The sequence below is a fragment of the Actinacidiphila polyblastidii genome, from assembly GCF_036353415.1.
Lineage (GTDB): Bacteria > Actinomycetota > Actinomycetes > Streptomycetales > Streptomycetaceae > Actinacidiphila > Actinacidiphila polyblastidii.
Genome location: NZ_JAZEWV010000046.1, coordinates 1 through 16,796, shown reverse-complemented (window position 1 = coordinate 16,796; position 16,796 = coordinate 1). Strand labels below are relative to the sequence as shown.

Genomic DNA, 16,796 nt, shown 5'->3' with positions numbered 1-16,796 from the left:
ATCGTCATGACCATCCTCAAGAGAGAACCCGCCGCGTGGCTGGCCCTGTTCGCGGTCATCGTCAAGCTGGCGTGCGCCTTCGGCCTCAACCTGTCCACCGACCAGCAGGCGTGGGTCAACGCCGCCGCGGCCGCGCTCGTTGGCCTGATCGTCGCGATCTCCGTCCACGACGGGATCGGAGCCGCCGTCGTCGGCTTCGTGCAGGCCGGGCTCGCCCTGGCCGTCGGTCTCGGCCTGGACTGGTCCGCGGACCGGCAGGCCGTGGTGCTGTCCCTGGCGTCCGCGATCGTCGCAATGTGGACCCGCACCCAGGTGACCGCGCCGGTGCCCCCGGTGACCCGGCCGGTCCTCGCGCCGGCACGGGAGGCGTGATGGTGGCCGCGGCGGCCCGGCGGCTGCGCCACGACCGCCGCGGCCTCTACCTCGCCATCGCAGGTATCGGCTGGTGCCTGTTCGGGGTGCAGCTCGTCCTCGATCCGCGGCCCGGCACCATCCGGGCCGCGGCGATCCTCGCGCACATTCAGCCGCTCCACGCATGGGGATGGGTGTGGATCACCTGTGGCGCGGTCGCGGTGCTCGCTGCGGTGCGGCAGTGCCCGGCCACCCGGACGTGGGGGTTCGCCGCCGCGGAGTTCCCGCCGCTGATCTGGGCGCTGGGGTACACCGCGGCGTGGCTGACCGGGGAGTACCCGCAGTCGTGGGCTGGGGCCGCGACGTGGGCGTGCTCAGCGTTCCGGCTGATGGTCGTGGCGGGGTGGGCGGATCGGATCAGAGCAGACAGGGGGGAGGGTGCTGGTGGATAACGGCGGAGTGACCGCGGTCGTCGTGTCCGCGCTCGCGCTCGTCGGGACCGGGTATACCGCACGCTCCGCGCGCGCCGCCGGCCGGGAGAACGCGCGGCGCGATGAGTTCCAGCTGTTGTACGAGCGGCAGGACCGGGCGCAGGAGCGGCAGGACCGGGAGATGAGCGAGGTGCGGGGGGAGGTGCAGACGTTGAAGCGGTCGCAGCGGCTGCTCGTCAGCTATGTGCGGGACCTGCGGGAGGCGTTGCGCCGCTCGGGGTCGGAGCCGCCGCCGCCGCCGGCCGGGCTGGATCTGTCGCCGTGGGACGACCTGGACTGAAGGAGAGCTGATCATGGGATTCCCCGAGGGCGCGCAGACGACCGTCCTGACGATGAAGCTGGGCCTGACCGACGGGTCCGCGGATCGGGAGACGGTGACGATCACGCCGTCACCGTCGCAGATCGTGTCGACCGCGCTGAACGACATCCGCGAGGGCGATCCGATCCTCCTCACCCCCGACCGGGCGTCCGGCACCGCGTCAGTACGCCTGCTCAACACTGACGCGTCGGGCTACAACCCGACCGGCTGGACCTACGAGATCCGGCGCGGCAACCGGGCACCGTACAACATCAGCCTCCCCGCTTCGCTCGGGCCGACCGCGGACCTTGCGGACCTCACCGCGGTCTCCGAATCACCCGGCGTCTACGACGTGCTACTGCCCGCCTCGGAGTTGGGCGCCGCGGCGTTCCTCGACGTCGGGCAGACCGAGGGCACCGTCGCCGCCGGCGACGACGACAGGTTCACGGGAGGGGGCGGCGGCGGGCCGGCCGCATCGTCGACGGTGGCCGCGTCGTCGACGTTCGGTCAGTCCTCGACGGCGGGCGTCGCGACGACGTACTCGCGGGGCGACCACGTCCACGGCACGCCTGCGCTGCCGGCCGCGTCGTCGAGCACGGCTGGTGTGGTGAGGCTCGACGGGACTGCGACGGACATTCAGCCGTTGGGCACCCGGGCTGCCGGGTCGGTGGGGCAGGCCGCGGACGCTGGGCACGTTCATGCGATGCCGCGGCTGGACCAGGCTGGCGTGCCGACGGCGGATGTTGCGATGGGCGGGCACAAGCTGACCGGGCTGGCGTCCGGGGTGTCGGCGCAGGACGCGGCGGCGTTCGGGCAGATCCCGACCGCGGGCACCGGGAGCAGCAATTACACGGCGGGTAACGACTCGCGGCTGTCGGACAGCCGCACCCCGTCCGGGGCGGCTGGCGGGGATTTGGGCGGCACGTTCCCGAACCCGACGGTGAACAAGGTCGCCGGGGCGACGGTCTCCGGCACGCCGGCCACGGGGAAGGTTCTCACTGCCACCTCGGGCAGTGCCGCGTCGTGGCAGACGCCGGCCGGCGGCGGTGGCGCGGGGGTGTCGATCGTTTCGCAGGGCGATGACCGGATCGATCTGGAGATCGTGACGCTGACGAACACCGCGGTGTGGGCGGTGGTCCGCACGTCGGGTGGCGTGGCGATCGGCAAATCGGTGAAGGCCGCGGCCGGCGACCGCGTGCTCGTCTCCCCGAGCTTCATGTACGCGGGCACGCAGTACGAGTTGGACCTCGCGGTGATGGCATCGGACGGCAGCAGCATCAGCCGCTACGCCGGGTCGTCTGGGTCGGGTACGACCCCGGGGAATGAGGGGTACGCGCCGCTGTACACGCAGGCCACGTCGTTCCCGCACATCACCGGGCCGATCATGGTCACGGTCGCGGCGGGGGAGGTGGACGGGTCGGGGAGGTTCACGGTGAACCTGGCCTACCACGCGCCGTCGCTCAGCGGCACGGACCAGCACATCTACGCGGGGTCCGGGTACATCGCCCGCTGGCTGATGCTGAACATCGGACCGGAGCCAGCCTGATACTCGGGCAGCGGAACGCCCCTGCCCGCACGGTCCGGGCAAGGGCGTTGGCGTGGCGCGCGTTAGAACTTCGGCACCCACGCCGCGCGGTAGTCCGGGTGGTCGACGTAGGCCGCGGCCATCAGCTGCAGCACCGCGAGCATCTTGACGTAGGCGCCGACAGCAGCCGTGTCCCCGTCTGAGTGCTCCGGCAGCTCGATCATCGTGAACTGCTCCACGATGCGCCGCTTCGCCTCCATGTCGGAGAGGACCCTGCCCGGCTGCCAGTCGACGACATGCTCAGCCGTCGATCGGTGTACCGCCTCGGCCAGCATCGTGCCCTCGTCGGCGTAGATCCTGGTCCCGTCGTTCTTCCAGGTTCCCTGGTGGGCGTTCGTGGCCGCGATGGCGGTCTGGCGGTCGTACTGGATCCGGTTCCGGAGGAACTGGACCAGCGCAGTGACGTCTTCTTCGTTCATTTGCCCATCATCCTCTCCCCGCCCCACGGTGGGAGCAGTCTGCCCGCGGCCCACGCCGCCAGCTCCTCCCCGTCGACGAGCCGTATCCCCGCAGCCCGCGCGTACTCCTCCGCGGCCGGCGTGAACGCCGCCGTCGTGACGACGAGCGCCAACTCCGCCCCGTGCACCACCGCGTAGGTCCCGCCGACCCGCTGCACATCCGGGCTGCCGACCCTGCGTCCGGGCGCATACCGCTTGCACTGCACCACCATCCGCCGGCCAGTCGGCGTCGTCGCGATCACGTCCGCCCCGAGGTCCCCCGACCCGCCGACGACCCGAACGTCAGTGCACCCGTCGCGGCGGCACAGCTCCGCGACCGCCTCCTCGAACTGCCCGGCATCCAGGTCGAGGAAGCCCCGCTCCGCTCGGGCGCGCGACGGCGGTGCCGGGCCGGCCCCTGCGGTCTTCAGGTAGCCGATGCCGCCGGCGAGGACCACACCCGCGGCGAGGACCGCCGGGTGCGCGGTGACCCACAGGACGGTCAGGTGCACGACGAGCCAGCCGCCGAGGGCGACCGCGGCGAGGGTGTAGGCGACCGCGCGGGCGGCGCGGCGGGGGAGACGTGGACGGGACATCAGGGGGCTCCAACGGGTGTGCCCCGGGCCGCGCGTGGCGGTCCGGGGCGGGGGACGGGATGGGCTCGGTCAGTGGCCGCAGCGGGGCTTCGTCCACCAGCCGCAGGTCTCGCAGTACGTCATCGGGACGCCTTCTTTCGGGTCGGGTCGACCACCGCGACGTGCGTGCGGTGAGGGTTGTGGGCGTCGGGGGTGGACGTGATCCGCAGGTCCCCCACCCGCCGGACGGTGGGCGTAGGAGCCGTGGCGTTGCCATCCGGTAGGGGCGTGGCGTTGCCGCCGTGACCTGCGACGTAGCCGCCCGCAACCCCTTCTGGGGCCCCTTCTGAGAGGGGCTGGGGGAGGGGGTCGAGGTCGTCCCGGTGCACCCCGCTGGAGACCCGGTCCCCGCCCAGATCACGGACCTTGGGGCGGATGGGGATCTGGGAGGCCCGGCAAGCGGCCCGGACGTCGTCGCCAGTCCAGGGCCGTCCGGTGGTGGCGGTGAGGTGCCGGGCGAGGGTCGCGAGGTGCACGGCCGGCGTCCCGTCGAGGACGTCCCAGATGCACGCCAGGAACGTCTCTGCGGGGACATCGACAGGCCGATCCTCGGGGGGCTTGGGCGACACTTTCGGCCGCTCATGCTGGCCGTTCGCGGCCTTCGTGGCAGCCCGGAGCGCCTTCACGATCACGACCAGCACGACGACACCGAGGATCTTCCACGAGCCCGTGACGAGCAGCCACAGTGCCCATCCGCCGCCCACGAGCATCGCCCAACGCAGGACGGTGTCGAGCAGGTTCTCCCCCGCGGCCACCCACTTCCGGGGCCCGGCGGTCCACCGCTCCCCCAGGATCCGCAGGCCCTTCACGAGGTGCGCGATCACGCCGCTCCCCCGTTGAACCAGCCGAGGACACCGCCGCCGAGGTTGTTGACGAGGCTCACGACGTTCACGAACAGCCCGGCCATCCCCGCCGACAGCGTGAGGGTCGCGCCCGCCCACCAGCCGCCCGCAAGACGCCGCTTGAGCTGCTTGTTCGCAGCCCGCCAGGCCACGAACACGCCGACTGCGATCAAGAACGTGGCGAGTGCGCCACCCGGCGTGAGCTGCCCTGCGGCCTTGTGGACGACCGTCCCGGTGCGGCCGCCGGCCACCGAGGTCACGGCGTGTTTCCCGGCCGCGTTGTTCGCTCCGGCGGTCCAGCCGGCGAGGACGCCCAGCAGGCCGCCGCACAGGGTGGACAGGCCGCCGAGGACGAAGGCGCCTCCGAACGGGGCGAGGTTCTTCGGGTCGCGGCCGGGGCTTTTCCACCAGTGCCAGAGGTTGACTCCGGTGATGGCGAGGCCGACTGCGAGGCCGCCGACGGTGAGGAGCGGGGCGCTCATTTCGTGACTCCCGTGATGAGGGTGATCAGGTCGTAGGGGTGGGCCATGGCGACGGCGCCGATGAATGCGCTGGTCAGGACGGTCCAGGCGATCCAGGAGTGGCGCCGGTGCACCCAGATCGCGCCGACGGTCAGGCCGACGGCGGCGATGACGTAAGCGCCGCCGGTGCTGGCCTGCGCCCGGGCCTGCTCCAGGACGTGACCCCAGGTCAGGGCAGCGGACTGGCCGCGGTACCAGGGGATGAGCGCAACAGCAGCGCCGCAGACCAGGCGGGCGTAGGGCCAGTGGCGCAGACGCTGCCAGTCCCAGTGGGGCTCTGCCCCGCCGTCGGTTGCGGCCGGCTTGTCGGGCGGTGCGGGCGGGTCCGGGGGCCGGGTCTGCGGCGTGGCCGTGGCATCGAAGTGCTCGTCGAGCCAGTCCCGCGGGCGCTCGGGCGCGGCCGGCGGCTGCGGGGCGTAGGACACGCCGCGCTCGTCGAGTGCGCGGCGGATGCGGGTCTCGTCGGCGCCGGGTGCGCTCTTCACGATGCGGCCTCCTCGGATGCGGGTGCGGGCGTGCTGTCGACTGCGTCACGGATGCGCTGCGCCCGGGCCTGCCCGATGCCGAGTTCGCGCTGCATCCGGCGGAGCGACAGCGGGCCGGTGGTGGCGAGTGCGCGGGCGGCCTCGATCAGTTCGTCGTCGGTGCGGTCGGCTGCGGGCGCGGGCGGGGCGACTGGGGCGGGTGCACTCGGGTGCGCATCTGCGGTGACCTCGGGGGATGCGGGGAGCATCGGGGCGAGGTGCAGTTCGAGTGCACCGTGCGGGTACGCAGGTGCGGCGGGTGCAGGCGCCGCAGGTGCGGGCTGCTGCGGCGCCGTATCCGGCTGCGGGTGCGGTGCTGCGGCCGGCGCGTCCGAGATGCGGTCCAGCACCTCGTGCACCTGCCGCATGAGTGCACCGAATGCAACCAGCGCAGCTGTCGGCGGCACCGCGGCGACGACGTAGGCGAGGACGGATGCGCCTGCGCCGACGCCGGAGATGTTGAGTGCGATCGATCCGATGGAGCCGAGTGCGGCGAGTGCGATCGCCCACCAGTCGATGCGGGCGCGGAGGGATGCGCGGAGGGTGAGGAGTTCGCCGGTGACGATGAACAGGTCGACGGTGGCGGGCCAGGCCCATGCGCGGGTGCCGGACAGGCCGTTGCCGCCGGCGATGTCGTGAAGGTGCTCGTAGGAGAGCCAGAAGGCGGCGGCGGTGAGGGCGATGGTGACGGCCGCGGCGCCGGCGGCGAGTGCGGTGATGGCGCGGCGGTTCGACATCGGGTTCTCCGGGGGTGTGGTGGCCGGCCCCGCGCGGGCCGTGGGGTTAGCCGCGCGGGGCCGGCGGTTCAGGGCGGTTAGCGGTGGCGGCAGGGGCCGCGGTGGTACACGCCGGCCGGGCATCGGCCGTCGTCGTCGAAGCGTTGCCCGGCCCGGTTGGGGCGGGTGCGCTTGTGGCGGTGGGCGCGGTCGCGGGAGTCCTTGTTGTCCTTCGAGCTGGGCTTGCCGCCGAGCCAGGAGAAGGCGCCCATCAGCGGTCGGTGACGCAGTCGTTGGGCCGCTGCTGCCGGAATGCCGCGACGTGCTGGGCGGGGCTGGGTGCGGGGTCGCGGTGCTGGCTCTGTTCGGCGGGGGTGCCGATGGTGGGCGCGGGGCTGGGCTGGGGCTGGGGCTGATCGGTACGATCCACTTGGTGCCGCCTCTTCGTCGCAGATTGGGGTGGTGCTGACGGCCCGGCCATGTGGAGCTGTAACTCCGGCCGGGCCGTCTTGCGTTGGAGACCAGTCAGCGGCCTCGCTCGACCCAAGCTAGACCCTAGGGTCTAGGCAATGCAAGACCCTAGGGTCTAGGGTGTGGTTTGGCCGCGTTCCCAGAGCAGGAGGGACGCCGGGGTGACCGATCAACCGGAGGAGGTGCGCAGGCTCTTGGAGGCCATCGACGCCCTGGAGGCGATCCAGGACGACGCCGCGTGCGCGAGCGCCGTCACCGAGGTGCTGAACCAGTGGCCGAGTCAGCACTCCCGTCTGCGGGAGATCCGGCAGCAGCGAGTCCGGGCGCTGAAGGCGCAGGGGAAGACGTGGGCGGAGATCGGGACGATCCTCGGCGGGGTGCATCCGACGCGGGCACAGCAGATCGCCACGGGGCTGCGGGGCTCGAAGAGGCCGGCGAAGAAGGCCCCGCCCCCCGACGAGGAGCGGGACACGTGACGGGGCTGGTCTCCGTGAAGATCCGCGCGCTCAAGCTCGCCTCCGCAGCCGTCGGCGTTGCCGGGGTAGCGACCTTCCGAGCCCCTGCTGCGGAGTGGAAGCTGCTCGACCAGGCTGTCTGGCTGTGGATCGAGAGCCACCCGGACTGCACCGTCGGGAGCATCATGGGCGGCGTGCGCCTCAGCTATCTGCGGGCCATCGAGGCGCTTGGGCATCTGCGCGCCCAAGGGCGGATCACGGCGTTCATGCCGCCCCAGGAGGGCGCTGCCCGGCCTGAGTTGACGTACAGGGTGGCGGTCCCGCCGGTGCCGCCCGAGGACCGTGATCGGAGCCCGTTCCTGCCGCGTTACGGATCTGATGAGGAGGTCAGCGATGGATGATCTGGTGGCGTTCCTGCGGGCCCGGATCGCCGACGACTTGGCGGAGGCTCAGAAGCAGGACGACGAGCGCTCTTGGGTGATCGAGCCCTGGCGGATCCGCCGCGACGAGTACGAAGGCAACTACACCTACCGCGAGTACCTACAGATCGCGAAGGCGCGGGTGCTGCGCGAGGTTGAGGCCAAGCGGGCCGCCATCGAGGACTACGAGCGCTCGCTGGAAAACAGCCGTGTCCATCCGGATGATCTCCCGACATCGGGAGCCCTCCTTGCACGGCTCGGAGCGGTCAAGCTCCTCGCCTCGGTGCACGCCGATCACCCGGACTACCGGCCCGAGTGGGCCCCCACCGCCTGACCCCGCACATGCGACCGCCCCGCCACCCACACGGTGACGGGGCGGTTCCACGTCCCCTACTGGTCGCCGTCCAGCGTCATCTTCGACGAGAGCGTGGCGACGCCCAGCATCACCGTCACCATCGACACCCGACAGTCCGACCCCTGCGTGTCCGCCGTCTCATCGCCACCCGGGCACGACCCGGAGATGTAGCTGTTGTAGCCGTCCAGGATCTTCCCGAGGATGTCGGCCGTCGCCGGGTGCGATGCGGCGCCTCCGTTGGCGTCGATGGCGGCCTTCATCTCCAGCATCTGGGAGTCGGCGGCGCGGAGGATGTTGTTGCAGTCCTCGGAGGACGGGGCGACGTTGCATTCGGTCTGGTTCTGGTCCATCAGGTCGACGAGGTTGTCGATGCGGGTCTTCCAGACGGCGGGGTTGTAGGTGGCTGTGGGCGTCGGGGCCGGCGTGCTGGTCGTTGCGGTGGCTTTGCTGTCGCCGCTACTGGACGAGGAGCAGGCGGTCAGCGCGAGTAGGCCGGCGGCGAGCAGCGCGGTGGCTGTGGTGGCGGTGCGGGTGTGCATGGGCGGTTTCCCCCCTGGGTGGGCAGTACGGAGGGGAGTGTCCCGGATGCGCGGCGGGGGTGTGCGGGTTGTGACCGGTTTGTGACGCGCGAAAGGGCCGTGCCGCCGAGGCGTTCGGCAGTACGGCCCGCGGGGTGACGCGGGTCAGGCGGTGGCCCCGTGCCGCTGTCGACGGGCGCAGTAATGGTCGATCAGGTTCATTGGGGCCAGTGAGCGCATGAGGTGGCCGCAGGCGTCACAGCGCGCGAGGCCAGTGGCCTCCCATACCTCGCCGGGCGTGCGGCCGTCCGCTTCGAGCCCCTCGACTTTGGCGTGCTCATCGCCGGTGGTGCAGATGTCGCAGACGCCGTCGAAGCTGCACGTGATGTCGATCGTCGCCCAGTGCGCGCGGTGCGCCGCGAGTCCGGCGGCGAGCCAGTCGTCGCCTTCGAGGAAGTCCGGTCGGTGAGCCGCCCAGCTGTCGATGGCACGGTTCAGGGCGGGACTGTCGTAGGACTCGCTGTAGCCGTGCTCCTTGATGTTCCAGACCCACGAGTGGCGGCACCTGTCGTAGGCGGCCCTGGAGTAGTCGTAGCCGGACGCGGGGTCGATGTCGTCCATGGCGACGCCGCGGGCCAGGCACAGGGCGATGCGGGAGTCGGCCATGGAAGTCCGCTGGTCGGGGTCGCTGTCGTAGGCGTAGTGCCGGATGAGGCTGGCCGGGTCGTTAGAGGTCATGGTGGTCCTTCCTGGTCAGGCGGCGGGGGTGAGGTGGCGGCGGGCGGGGCGGTCGTCGCGCCCGAGTTCGTAGGCGACCAGGGCGGCGGGGCTGCTGGGTGCGGGGAGCGCGCGGGCGGGGGTGTCGGTCTCGGGGAGAGTGACGGTGTAGGTGGTGCGGTGGATCGTGTACGCCTGGATGCGGTCGAGGCGGAAGGTCCGCAGTTCGCCGGCCTGGCGGTCGGCGGCGCGGAGGATGATCTGGCCGGCCTTGGTGGTGCGGATGTCGTGGATCTCGATGGTGCGGATGGTCTCGGTCCCGTCGGCCTTGGTGTAGGTGATGGTGACGGGGTGGCGGCGGGCGGCGGCGCGGTACATGGCGGCGAGGGTGGTCTGCTCGGTCTGGTTCTTGGTGAGCTTCATGGTGAGTCCCCTCGTTGCGCTGTCCCGTTGCGCTTCACTGTAGCGCTTGAAGGAGTGACAGCGCAAGGGTGTTGCGCTACCGTGTATCGCATGGATGAACTTGAGGCTCTCGACCGGGCAACCGCCCGATACGAGGAAACCGAGGCAGAGCACGACACCGCGCGCGCAGACACCATCGCCGCGATCGTCGCCGCCCTCCGAGCCGGCGCAGGGCCGACCGTCGTCGCGGACCGCTCGCCGTTCAAGGCCGCCTACGTGCGGCGCATCGCCCGCGAGCACGGCATCGAACCCGCCGCGCCCGGGCCGAAGAAGCTCAACGCAGCGATGTCAAAGACCAACGCGGCAGCCCAGCAGGCCACTGCCGCAGCCCAGGGGTTGTCCGACAAGATCCCCCAGGAGGGCCGTTGAACAGCGACGGAATGCCCAAGACGGACCACTACGAGGAGCAGGCACGCGCAATGCGGTTACTCGCTAAGCGCCACCGCCTGCGGGCGGCCGAGCTGGAGATGTACGCCAACGTCGTAACCGCCACACGGTCGATGAAGCGGCTCACCGAGGCGTTCACCGCGTCGGAAGTCCGCGAGATCGCCGAGCATCCCGACCTCGCCGAGCTGAACGCCCAGATGAAGGGCTGGTACGAGCACCCCAACGAGGAGGGCAGCACCGATGGATGAGACCCGGATCAGGGCGCTACGCGCGCGCATCGCGGAGGACCGGCGCGCCGCCGAGGCGGACGAACGCCACTGGAGCGAGGTGCCCAGCGCCACCTTCTCCGCCACCCGCGCGATCGCTGAGGCCGACGCGAAAGCGCGCATCCTCGACATGATCGAGCGGTGGACGCATCCGACGCCCGAGCTGCGGATCGTTGCTGGGGAGCTGCTGGACGGGATGGAAGCGGTGTATGCGTCCGATGCTCTTCCGGAGTTCGTGACGACAGAGGCGAGCGACCGGTACCACGACACGGTTGACTGCCCCGCGTTCAAGGCTGGGCGCAGGGCGGGGGACCAGGCGCATCCGGTCGTCCTGCTGACGGCCTCGGAGGCGGCCGCGGCGCGGCAGACTCGCTGCCCGGTCTGTCTGCCCGAGGCGGGGGACGCCTGAGTCTGCGCTGATTGGCGTATGGCCCCAGCCCGCGCTTGGGCGCATGCTTGCCCCTACCCCCCTCGCGGTGCCCCTGTCGTCTCCCCCTCGGCAGGGGCACAGCCGCGCCAGGGGGCGGGTGCCTCGACGTGCTTCCACACGCCCCCGGCCGGCCGGAAAAACTTCCGCGTGCCCGCCGGGCATCGGTGGGCATGCTTGGAGCCGACCCGACCCCTGGAGGACCGATGTCATTCCTGGATGCCCTGCGCGCGGCTCAGGCCGCCCTACAGCGTCTGATCGTCGCCACTCACCCGGACGTCGCCAACGCTCCGACCTGGGTCGTCCTGACCTTCGTGCCGACGGAGCCGCTGGTCCTGGCTGGACCAGGCGGGGAGCCGGTGGTCGTGCCCTGCCCGCACTGCGGCGCGGTGGGCGGCCACACGGTCAGCAGGTCCCTCGCGGATCCTGTGACCGTCACGTGCATGGAGGGGCACGTGGTGCCGCTTCCGGAATGGGCGGATGGGCCGGCGCTTTTCCGGGAGCTGATGGCGGTTGCAGAAGAGGCGTAGGCGCCCAAGCGGGGCGGGGCGGGCATGCCGGGGGCTCCACTCGAATGGGAGTGACCGCGCCTACGGGGCGGTGGGCAGGTGCTGCTCCGGCCCGCAGGCGTCGCAGGCGGTGGTGTCGTCGATGAGCAGCAGCGCGCGGGCCTGGTCCGGGTCGTCGACGGGGGTGATCGTCGTCCAGTGCGCGGCTTTGCCGAGTGTCCAGCAGTCCGCGGCGTGCAGGACCGCGGTGCGGGGTTGTCCGGGGCGGGTGTCGGCCGCGAGGACGTACCCGCCGGCGGATGGTCGGGGTGCGGGCTCGCGGGGGACCGCGGTGTAGTCCTCGCCAGCCACCTGCCGGATCGCTGCCGCGGGGACCTGGATGATCGCCTGCGCCCACCATGCCCCGTCCGGGCCCTGCCGCCACGCGAGGAGCCGGCCCGGGAGGGTGCGGCCTCCAGGCAGGCGCACCTCCACCCGAGGCGGGGGATCAGTGGGGCGCGGGTCGGACATGTGTTCGAGGTTAGCGTAGGTCCGTCCGGCGGCCTCGTCCTGCCCGGTTGGCAGCGGCCTCCTGGACCGCGACCGGATCGAAGCGGCCCTCGGGTCGTCCCGACGGGCCCACTTCGTAGGCGACCGCTTTCACCTTCCAGCGGGAGAGCTGGCCGCGCGCCGAGCCGACGGCGACCCCGAGGTGAGCGGCCACGTCCCGGATCGACCACAGGTCGGCGGTCACGCGGCTTCCTGACGCAGCTTGGCGATGACGCGGAGGTCCCCGGCGGGGACACGTCCGGCTTCGGTGGCCTCGCGCTCCCAGGCGTCCAGGCGCATCCGGCGGCTGTGCGCGGCGGCGGCCTCGCGGTCGCCGGGAAGGATGTCGTCTCCGGTGTTGGGGAGGAGGCCGGGGACGAGGGTGTCGATGTGGTTGTCGCAGACACTGGTGAGGAGGGTGTTTCCGATGCACTCGTTGTCGCAGGCGGGGTTGGTGCACAGGCGGGTGACGGTTTCGTCTGCGTGGTCGAGGCTGTAGCGGAGGCTGCCAATGACGGTGGCGTCGGTCCAGCCGTCGCCGTGGTTCAGGTCGACGGTCATGTCACCGGTCTTCGGGGCGAGGCCGAGGGCGAGGTTTCCGCGGTCCGCGGCGACTGCTGCGTAGAGGGCGGCGGCGAGGCCGAGGGGGACGGGGGTCTGGTTGGCTGCTGCGGTGGTGATGAGTTCGGTGAGGTTCATGGTTTCCCCCTGGGTGGTGGCGTTGGGCTGGTCCCGCGGCCTCACATCCACAACTATGCATCACGTGATGCGAAGTTGCAAGCGGCATTCACCAACACACCCTCGCGCTACAGTGAAACCTCTCCGCGCGAGCGGAGGCCCCCGACCGCCAACCGGCAGGACCCGCCGTGCCTCCAGGCGCCACCCACACCAAATGCTCCGTCTGCGGACACCCCCTGCCCGAGACCAACAGCCGGGCCCGCTGCCGCAAATGCCTCGACGCGCGCCGCCCATCAGACCGGCGCCGCCGCCACGACCTCGCCGCAGCCATCTTCCCCCTCGCGGCCCGCCGCCGGCTCCTCGCCCTCATCACCGCAGGCGTCAACTTCCCCGACGCATGCAACGACCTCAGCATCACCCAAGCCCGAGCCCGCGGGTACGGCGCGTTCGACGAACAGTGGGTGCAAGACCTCGACGACGCACTCATGGCCGGACGCGACCCCAACCTGAACCACGGAACGATCAACGCCTACCGATGGGGCGCCTGTCGCTGCCCCGAGTGCAGGCAAGCCCGCTCTGCCCTCGGCTGACCCTACGCCGCGTCCCGCTCCACCTGCCGCAACGCCTGCCGCTCCTCGACGGGCAGGTCAGCGGGCGCGGCCATCAACGCCGCGGTCGCCTCGGTGAACCGGCGCTGGGCGGCAAGCAGGTCTGGGGGGATCGGGGTATCGGCCATGGCCACAGGCTACGGGCCAGATCAGACAACCATGCCCCGGGTGTCGGGGCGGCGTGCCGTCTACGCGAACGCGTCCCGCCGCTCCACCCCGGCGTCGTCACCCTGCTCAGGCTCCTCATACGTCCGCACAGCCAACCCCAGCGCGAAGAACGTCGGCGCCCACTCGCCGATGAAGATCCCCCACCGGTCCGCGCGGGACACCCCGGCATTCTCGGCCTGCAGCGAAGTCGTCCACGACACGAGCGCAAGCCCGATACTCGCGAACCCCGCCGCATAGCAGTGCTCGGACGTCAAACCCTTGTCGTGCAGCCACTTCACGATCACAGCGCACTCCTAGGTGATGGCGATGATGTCCTTCCACCGTCACCCACCCAGCCCAACCCCGCCACCCGAGCCGCGGGCCGGCCAGCTCAGACCGAGACAGGCCCCCGGTACAGCCACAGCAGCGGATCCCCGCCTGCGTCAGGCTCGTAGTGGGCGCGGTCCACCCACCCGTCGACGACCTGGTACACCCCGGTGCGCACGTCATCGTCCAACCAGCCGGACACGTCGAGCTCCAGCCCGTCGAGGGGCCCGCCGACGTACCGCACCACCCGCGCGCTCACGCCGCGGGCGCTTCCCGGTCGACTGCCTCGCGCCACTCCGCGCGCAGCCCCGCCAGAACGGCGAGCGCCTCCGGGGTCCACACCGCGGTCCGCTCCACCAGCGCCCGAATCTCCGCGTTCACGTCAGCGCGCGGGCGCACGTGAGCACAAGAGCAGGCGGCATGGGTCATGCCACCAGCCTATCCGCGGCCGCCAGGCACCCCAACGCGCCACCACAGCACGGCATATGCCGCCCCACCCCCGCGAACAGGCGCCACACGAAACCGGCCCCGCCCCCTACCCTGGCAGTGTCGAGTTGCACAGGAAGGGGCGAGGCCATGTCCCACAATCCTACCCGCCACCCCATGGAGCCCGAGCCGATCCGATTCGGCCAACGCCTCCAAATCCTCCGCGAACGCAGGGGCATGACCCGCGACGTCCTCGCCGGCCTCGTCGGCAAAAGCACAGAAACCATCCGCGCCATCGAAAAGGGCCGCCTCAAAGCACCCGGCCTCGAAGTCGTCCTCGCCCTCGCGGAAGCCCTCCGCATCAGCGACTTGGCCGACCTCATCGGCCACCAAACCGGCCGGTCGCAGATCGACCTGTTCGCCGGCCCCGGGCACATGCGGCTGCCCGCGGTGCGTGACGCGATCAACAGTCTGCCGCTGACGACCGGGGGGCAGGCCCCGCCGCCGGCTCACCTGCAGGCCCGCCTCGCCCGGGCGTGGGCGGCCCGGCATTCGGCGCCGAACCACCGCGAGGTCGTAGGCCAGCTGCTCCCAGACCTGATCCGCGACGCCCAACTCGCGGTCCGTCAGGCCGACACCGCGGCAGAGCGGCGCGCCGCCCAAGCCGTCCTGTCCGAGGTGTACTCCCTCGCTCAGTTCTTCGTCGCCTACCAGGCCGACTCCGCCGCCCTCCTGTGGCGCGTCGCCGAACGCGGCATGATCGCCGCCCAAGAGTCCGAGGACCCGCACGCGATCGGCGTCGCCGCGTGGCTGCAGGCGCAGGCCCACCGCGACTCCGGCCCGGGCCACTACGACGCCGCGGACGCCGTGACGCTCGAAGTCCTCGCCTACCTCGACCCGCTGCTGCCCGACGCCACGCCGCCGGTCCTGGCGATCGCCGGGGCCCTGCGATTCGAGGCTGGCTACACTGCCGCCCGTCGTGGCGACACCGGCGCAGCCTGGGGCTACTGGGACCGAGCCAGCGCCGTCGCCGAACGTCTGCCCGCCGACTACTACCACCCGGTGACCAGCTTCTCCCGCGCCATCATGGGTGCCCACGCCACCACCGTGGCCGTTGAGCTCCACGCCGGCGGTGAGTCGGTCCGGCAGGCTACTCGCGCCGAGGCGACCGTGATCCCGTCGCGGCCGCGGCGGGCCCGCCACCGGATCGAGCAGGCCCGCGCGTACCAGCTGGACGGGCAGCCTGATGTGGCGCTGGCTACCCTCGGGCAGGCGCACGAGGCGGCCCCGGAGACGATCCGCTACAACGGGTACGCAAAGCGGATCATCCTAGAAGAGGTGGAGTCCACCGTGGCGGCCCGCCGTGAGCGGGCATCGTCCCTGGCCGTGAAGGTGGGGCTGCTGACCTGACGGGTGGTAGAAAACCTACCAGCAGCACCTACGAGGGGCTTCTACGGTCGGTGATGAGACGATCACCAATCAGGGAGTCGCGCCATGCAGGACACCCCCACATCGCCCGCACCAGCCACCGCCATGGTGTCCACCCTGGTCTCCGCACCCGGGGAACGACCGATACGTGTCGTCCACCCCGAGGGCACCCCGACGCCGCCCGTCCCGGCCTGCCCCGCGGACTGCCCGACATGTGCGGCCCGATCATGACGCGCCTCGTCTACTGCGACCCCGGAAAGCACGACGTACCCGAGCGTGAGGCGGTACAGATCACCGCTGGCGGCGACCCCACGGTGTCCGGCCCGGGCCCCGCACCGCGGTGGGCGTGCCGCGTGCACCTCGGCGGGATCGTGCCGTCTTTCGTGGGCCGCCGGGACGGGGCGCCGATACCAGCCCGGCGGCTCCCGTGACGGTGCCGCTGCCGATCCGATGCGCCCGTTGCCAGGAACCCATCCCGCCCGGCCAGGAGTTCGAGGTGCCCGTGCCGCAGGCCACGGTGTCCAGCCTGGTGTACGTCCACCGGTCGTGGTGTCGCCCGGCGGGGGGACGCCGACGCTCGTGACGGGGGCTTGGGTCTAGGTGTGCTCTGAGGAGGGGCGGGCTGCTTGCCGCGTCGCATCGCGCGTAGATTCACTCATTCGAGTGATGGGCGCACCGTTGCCCCAGCCATCGATGTGCGGGACGGTAGGGCTAGCCCTTACTCCAACGTCAGTCCTTGACCAGGAGGCTAAGGGGAACCCCGAGTGCGTCAGCGATCAGCGACAGGTGATCCAACGATGCCGAGTGAGTCGCCAGTTCGGTCCGGTAGATGCTATGCCGCGCGATCCCTGCGAGTTCGGCGAGTCGCTCCTGGCTTAGCTGGCGCTCGCCGCGCAGCTCTCGCAACCGGGCTGCGACCCTCAGCCGCATCTGCATGGCGGCTGCTGGAACCGGACGTCTCGACACCCGTATGAATCTGCTGGCGGCAAGATCGTTTTGTCAGCAGCAAAAATGCGGCAAATGACTCCGCCCCTCCTGTGTCGGCGGGAGGGGCGGGCATGGCGGGACTGGGGTAAGGCGATCTCTGGCGAGGTCTGCCGCTCTGCTCGATGGCAGGGGCCCAGTCCTTGAACCGCCCCCGACTCGCAAGCGTGGGTCGGGGGCGGCGCAGTCGACGAGGGTGAATCTCAATCAAGGGTATTGCGTAGTACGACAGGTTGAGATCTCCAGGGAAAACCCTGGTAAGCACAGCACACACTCGGGCGTAG

The 16,796-nt window shown here is 71.3% G+C and carries 32 protein-coding genes; 13 read left to right on the top strand and 19 right to left on the bottom strand.

Annotation, left to right across the window (positions count from 1 at the left end; translation table 11 throughout):
• The first annotated feature begins 6 nt into the window (after window positions 1-6).
• Genes V2S66_RS31370 through V2S66_RS31355 form a run of 4 tightly spaced genes read left to right on the top strand, consistent with a single transcriptional unit; the run spans window position 7 to window position 2,686 of the window.
• Window positions 7-372, top strand: coding sequence for a hypothetical protein (locus V2S66_RS31370; protein WP_330800152.1), 366 nt, complete (start codon window positions 7-9; stop codon window positions 370-372).
• Window positions 372-803 (top strand): hypothetical protein, encoded by a 432-nt coding sequence (locus V2S66_RS31365; protein ID WP_330800151.1) that lies wholly within the window; start codon window positions 372-374, stop codon window positions 801-803. Before V2S66_RS31370 ends, V2S66_RS31365 begins: the two co-directional genes overlap by 1 nt.
• Entirely contained in the window at window positions 796-1,122 is a 327-nt protein-coding gene (locus V2S66_RS31360; RefSeq protein ID WP_330800150.1) for a hypothetical protein, read from the top strand. The genes V2S66_RS31365 and V2S66_RS31360 overlap by 8 nt, the downstream gene beginning before the upstream one ends.
• 13 nt (window positions 1,123-1,135) lie before the next feature.
• Window positions 1,136-2,686: a hypothetical protein gene (locus tag V2S66_RS31355; protein ID WP_330800149.1), complete on the top strand. Its 1,551-nt coding sequence runs from the start codon at window positions 1,136-1,138 to the stop codon at window positions 2,684-2,686.
• A gap of 62 nt (window positions 2,687-2,748) precedes the next feature.
• Here the strand turns inward: V2S66_RS31355 and V2S66_RS31350 are convergent, their stop codons facing one another.
• The 8 genes from V2S66_RS31350 to V2S66_RS31315 form a co-directional block, all read right to left on the bottom strand.
• Entirely contained in the window at window positions 2,749-3,144 is a 396-nt protein-coding gene (locus V2S66_RS31350; RefSeq protein ID WP_330800148.1) for a DUF6221 family protein, read from the bottom strand.
• Window positions 3,141-3,758, bottom strand: a complete 618-nt coding sequence (locus V2S66_RS31345; protein WP_330800147.1) for a restriction endonuclease — start codon at window positions 3,756-3,758, stop codon at window positions 3,141-3,143. Before V2S66_RS31345 ends, V2S66_RS31350 begins: the two co-directional genes overlap by 4 nt.
• Before the next feature lie 119 nt (window positions 3,759-3,877).
• The gene (locus V2S66_RS31340) at window positions 3,878-4,621 is read right to left on the bottom strand and encodes a hypothetical protein (protein ID WP_330800146.1); all 744 of its coding nucleotides are present in this window, start codon (window positions 4,619-4,621) and stop codon (window positions 3,878-3,880) included.
• The gene (locus tag V2S66_RS31335) at window positions 4,618-5,121 is read right to left on the bottom strand and encodes a hypothetical protein (RefSeq protein WP_330800145.1); all 504 of its coding nucleotides are present in this window, start codon (window positions 5,119-5,121) and stop codon (window positions 4,618-4,620) included. Before V2S66_RS31335 ends, V2S66_RS31340 begins: the two co-directional genes overlap by 4 nt.
• Complete coding sequence (locus V2S66_RS31330; RefSeq protein ID WP_330800144.1) at window positions 5,118-5,645, bottom strand: hypothetical protein; 528 nt, start codon at window positions 5,643-5,645, stop codon at window positions 5,118-5,120. The genes V2S66_RS31335 and V2S66_RS31330 overlap by 4 nt, the downstream gene beginning before the upstream one ends.
• A complete protein-coding gene (locus V2S66_RS31325; RefSeq protein ID WP_330800143.1) occupies window positions 5,642-6,421 on the bottom strand; it encodes a DUF2637 domain-containing protein in 780 nt (259 codons plus the stop codon). Before V2S66_RS31325 ends, V2S66_RS31330 begins: the two co-directional genes overlap by 4 nt.
• Before the next feature lie 77 nt (window positions 6,422-6,498).
• Window positions 6,499-6,672, bottom strand: a complete 174-nt coding sequence (locus tag V2S66_RS31320) for a hypothetical protein (protein ID WP_330800142.1) — start codon at window positions 6,670-6,672, stop codon at window positions 6,499-6,501.
• Window positions 6,672-6,830, bottom strand: a complete 159-nt coding sequence (locus V2S66_RS31315) for a hypothetical protein (protein ID WP_330800141.1) — start codon at window positions 6,828-6,830, stop codon at window positions 6,672-6,674. The genes V2S66_RS31320 and V2S66_RS31315 overlap by 1 nt, the downstream gene beginning before the upstream one ends.
• Window positions 6,831-7,032: 202 nt before the next feature.
• Here V2S66_RS31315 and V2S66_RS31310 point away from each other — a divergent pair, with 202 nt between their 5' ends.
• Genes V2S66_RS31310 through V2S66_RS31300 form a run of 3 tightly spaced genes read left to right on the top strand, consistent with a single transcriptional unit; the run spans window position 7,033 to window position 8,079 of the window.
• Window positions 7,033-7,347 (top strand): hypothetical protein, encoded by a 315-nt coding sequence (locus V2S66_RS31310; RefSeq protein ID WP_330800140.1) that lies wholly within the window; start codon window positions 7,033-7,035, stop codon window positions 7,345-7,347.
• Window positions 7,344-7,727: a hypothetical protein gene (locus tag V2S66_RS31305; RefSeq protein ID WP_330800139.1), complete on the top strand. Its 384-nt coding sequence runs from the start codon at window positions 7,344-7,346 to the stop codon at window positions 7,725-7,727. Before V2S66_RS31310 ends, V2S66_RS31305 begins: the two co-directional genes overlap by 4 nt.
• A complete protein-coding gene (locus V2S66_RS31300; RefSeq protein ID WP_330800138.1) occupies window positions 7,720-8,079 on the top strand; it encodes a DUF6221 family protein in 360 nt (119 codons plus the stop codon). Before V2S66_RS31305 ends, V2S66_RS31300 begins: the two co-directional genes overlap by 8 nt.
• A gap of 56 nt (window positions 8,080-8,135) precedes the next feature.
• On the opposite strand, the gene V2S66_RS31295 is transcribed toward V2S66_RS31300, so the two are convergent.
• From V2S66_RS31295 to V2S66_RS31285, 3 genes are all read right to left on the bottom strand, one after another.
• A complete protein-coding gene (locus V2S66_RS31295) occupies window positions 8,136-8,639 on the bottom strand; it encodes a hypothetical protein (protein WP_330800137.1) in 504 nt (167 codons plus the stop codon).
• Between the two features lie 144 nt (window positions 8,640-8,783).
• Window positions 8,784-9,356: a hypothetical protein gene (locus V2S66_RS31290; RefSeq protein WP_330800136.1), complete on the bottom strand. Its 573-nt coding sequence runs from the start codon at window positions 9,354-9,356 to the stop codon at window positions 8,784-8,786.
• 15 nt (window positions 9,357-9,371) lie between these two features.
• Window positions 9,372-9,758, bottom strand: coding sequence for a WYL domain-containing protein (locus V2S66_RS31285; RefSeq protein WP_330800135.1), 387 nt, complete (start codon window positions 9,756-9,758; stop codon window positions 9,372-9,374).
• 90 nt (window positions 9,759-9,848) lie between these two features.
• On the opposite strand from V2S66_RS31285, the gene V2S66_RS31280 reads away from it, so the two are divergent.
• The 4 genes from V2S66_RS31280 (at window position 9,849) to V2S66_RS31265 (ending at window position 11,407) form a co-directional block, all read left to right on the top strand.
• On the top strand, window positions 9,849-10,166 hold the full coding sequence (locus V2S66_RS31280) for a hypothetical protein (RefSeq protein WP_330800134.1): 318 nt from the start codon (window positions 9,849-9,851) through the stop codon (window positions 10,164-10,166).
• Window positions 10,167-10,216: 50 nt separating this feature from the next.
• A complete protein-coding gene (locus V2S66_RS31275) occupies window positions 10,217-10,432 on the top strand; it encodes a hypothetical protein (protein ID WP_330800133.1) in 216 nt (71 codons plus the stop codon).
• A complete protein-coding gene (locus V2S66_RS31270) occupies window positions 10,425-10,859 on the top strand; it encodes a hypothetical protein (protein WP_330800132.1) in 435 nt (144 codons plus the stop codon). The genes V2S66_RS31275 and V2S66_RS31270 overlap by 8 nt, the downstream gene beginning before the upstream one ends.
• Before the next feature lie 224 nt (window positions 10,860-11,083).
• Window positions 11,084-11,407, top strand: coding sequence for a hypothetical protein (locus V2S66_RS31265; protein WP_330800131.1), 324 nt, complete (start codon window positions 11,084-11,086; stop codon window positions 11,405-11,407).
• 60 nt (window positions 11,408-11,467) lie between these two features.
• Here V2S66_RS31265 and V2S66_RS31260 read toward each other — a convergent pair whose 3' ends face one another.
• The 3 genes from V2S66_RS31260 to V2S66_RS31250 are packed head-to-tail and all read right to left on the bottom strand — an operon-like array spanning window position 11,468 to window position 12,658.
• Entirely contained in the window at window positions 11,468-11,896 is a 429-nt protein-coding gene (locus V2S66_RS31260; RefSeq protein ID WP_330800130.1) for a DUF6233 domain-containing protein, read from the bottom strand.
• Between the two features lie 10 nt (window positions 11,897-11,906).
• The gene (locus V2S66_RS31255) at window positions 11,907-12,119 is read right to left on the bottom strand and encodes a hypothetical protein (protein ID WP_330800129.1); all 213 of its coding nucleotides are present in this window, start codon (window positions 12,117-12,119) and stop codon (window positions 11,907-11,909) included.
• Window positions 12,116-12,658 (bottom strand): hypothetical protein, encoded by a 543-nt coding sequence (locus V2S66_RS31250; RefSeq protein ID WP_330800128.1) that lies wholly within the window; start codon window positions 12,656-12,658, stop codon window positions 12,116-12,118. The genes V2S66_RS31255 and V2S66_RS31250 overlap by 4 nt, the downstream gene beginning before the upstream one ends.
• 122 nt (window positions 12,659-12,780) lie before the next feature.
• Here V2S66_RS31250 and V2S66_RS31245 point away from each other — a divergent pair, with 122 nt between their 5' ends.
• Window positions 12,781-13,182 (top strand): hypothetical protein, encoded by a 402-nt coding sequence (locus tag V2S66_RS31245; RefSeq protein WP_330800127.1) that lies wholly within the window; start codon window positions 12,781-12,783, stop codon window positions 13,180-13,182.
• A 2-nt stretch (window positions 13,183-13,184) separates the two neighbouring features.
• On the opposite strand, the gene V2S66_RS31240 is transcribed toward V2S66_RS31245, so the two are convergent.
• The 4 genes from V2S66_RS31240 to V2S66_RS31225 form a co-directional block, all read right to left on the bottom strand.
• A complete protein-coding gene (locus V2S66_RS31240) occupies window positions 13,185-13,328 on the bottom strand; it encodes a hypothetical protein (RefSeq protein WP_330800126.1) in 144 nt (47 codons plus the stop codon).
• A gap of 60 nt (window positions 13,329-13,388) precedes the next feature.
• A complete protein-coding gene (locus tag V2S66_RS31235; protein WP_330800125.1) occupies window positions 13,389-13,652 on the bottom strand; it encodes a hypothetical protein in 264 nt (87 codons plus the stop codon).
• 86 nt (window positions 13,653-13,738) lie between these two features.
• On the bottom strand, window positions 13,739-13,933 hold the full coding sequence (locus tag V2S66_RS31230) for a hypothetical protein (protein WP_330800124.1): 195 nt from the start codon (window positions 13,931-13,933) through the stop codon (window positions 13,739-13,741).
• Entirely contained in the window at window positions 13,930-14,055 is a 126-nt protein-coding gene (locus tag V2S66_RS31225) for a hypothetical protein (RefSeq protein ID WP_330800123.1), read from the bottom strand. The genes V2S66_RS31230 and V2S66_RS31225 overlap by 4 nt, the downstream gene beginning before the upstream one ends.
• Window positions 14,056-14,277: 222 nt before the next feature.
• Here V2S66_RS31225 and V2S66_RS31220 point away from each other — a divergent pair, with 222 nt between their 5' ends.
• Window positions 14,278-15,510: a helix-turn-helix domain-containing protein gene (locus V2S66_RS31220; RefSeq protein ID WP_330800122.1), complete on the top strand. Its 1,233-nt coding sequence runs from the start codon at window positions 14,278-14,280 to the stop codon at window positions 15,508-15,510.
• A gap of 747 nt (window positions 15,511-16,257) precedes the next feature.
• Here V2S66_RS31220 and V2S66_RS31215 read toward each other — a convergent pair.
• Window positions 16,258-16,464, bottom strand: a complete 207-nt coding sequence (locus V2S66_RS31215) for a helix-turn-helix transcriptional regulator (RefSeq protein WP_330800121.1) — start codon at window positions 16,462-16,464, stop codon at window positions 16,258-16,260.
• Window positions 16,465-16,796: the final 332 nt, after the last annotated feature.

Excerpts from the sequence above, each read along its gene's own strand:
- V2S66_RS31240 (WP_330800126.1), bottom strand. The coding sequence starts at position 13,328 with ATGGCCGATACCCCGATCCCCCCAGACCTGCTTGCCGCCCAGCGCCGG.
- V2S66_RS31270 (WP_330800132.1), top strand. The coding sequence starts at position 10,425 with ATGGATGAGACCCGGATCAGGGCGCTACGCGCGCGCATCGCGGAGGAC.
- V2S66_RS31295 (WP_330800137.1), bottom strand. The coding sequence starts at position 8,639 with ATGCACACCCGCACCGCCACCACAGCCACCGCGCTGCTCGCCGCCGGC.
- V2S66_RS31350 (WP_330800148.1), bottom strand. The coding sequence starts at position 3,144 with ATGAACGAAGAAGACGTCACTGCGCTGGTCCAGTTCCTCCGGAACCGG.
- V2S66_RS31355 (WP_330800149.1), top strand. The coding sequence starts at position 1,136 with ATGGGATTCCCCGAGGGCGCGCAGACGACCGTCCTGACGATGAAGCTG.
- V2S66_RS31300 (WP_330800138.1), top strand. The coding sequence starts at position 7,720 with ATGGATGATCTGGTGGCGTTCCTGCGGGCCCGGATCGCCGACGACTTG.
- V2S66_RS31220 (WP_330800122.1), top strand. The coding sequence starts at position 14,278 with ATGGAGCCCGAGCCGATCCGATTCGGCCAACGCCTCCAAATCCTCCGC.
- V2S66_RS31265 (WP_330800131.1), top strand. The coding sequence starts at position 11,084 with ATGTCATTCCTGGATGCCCTGCGCGCGGCTCAGGCCGCCCTACAGCGT.
- V2S66_RS31285 (WP_330800135.1), bottom strand. The coding sequence starts at position 9,758 with ATGAAGCTCACCAAGAACCAGACCGAGCAGACCACCCTCGCCGCCATG.
- V2S66_RS31215 (WP_330800121.1), bottom strand. The coding sequence starts at position 16,464 with ATGCAGATGCGGCTGAGGGTCGCAGCCCGGTTGCGAGAGCTGCGCGGC.
- V2S66_RS31320 (WP_330800142.1), bottom strand. The coding sequence starts at position 6,672 with ATGGGCGCCTTCTCCTGGCTCGGCGGCAAGCCCAGCTCGAAGGACAAC.
- V2S66_RS31280 (WP_330800134.1), top strand. The coding sequence starts at position 9,849 with ATGGATGAACTTGAGGCTCTCGACCGGGCAACCGCCCGATACGAGGAA.
- V2S66_RS31365 (WP_330800151.1), top strand. The coding sequence starts at position 372 with ATGGTGGCCGCGGCGGCCCGGCGGCTGCGCCACGACCGCCGCGGCCTC.
- V2S66_RS31275 (WP_330800133.1), top strand. The coding sequence starts at position 10,217 with ATGCGGTTACTCGCTAAGCGCCACCGCCTGCGGGCGGCCGAGCTGGAG.
- V2S66_RS31290 (WP_330800136.1), bottom strand. The coding sequence starts at position 9,356 with ATGACCTCTAACGACCCGGCCAGCCTCATCCGGCACTACGCCTACGAC.
- V2S66_RS31335 (WP_330800145.1), bottom strand. The coding sequence starts at position 5,121 with ATGAGCGCCCCGCTCCTCACCGTCGGCGGCCTCGCAGTCGGCCTCGCC.
- V2S66_RS31370 (WP_330800152.1), top strand. The coding sequence starts at position 7 with ATGACCATCCTCAAGAGAGAACCCGCCGCGTGGCTGGCCCTGTTCGCG.
- V2S66_RS31345 (WP_330800147.1), bottom strand. The coding sequence starts at position 3,758 with ATGTCCCGTCCACGTCTCCCCCGCCGCGCCGCCCGCGCGGTCGCCTAC.
- V2S66_RS31325 (WP_330800143.1), bottom strand. The coding sequence starts at position 6,421 with ATGTCGAACCGCCGCGCCATCACCGCACTCGCCGCCGGCGCCGCGGCC.
- V2S66_RS31260 (WP_330800130.1), bottom strand. The coding sequence starts at position 11,896 with ATGTCCGACCCGCGCCCCACTGATCCCCCGCCTCGGGTGGAGGTGCGC.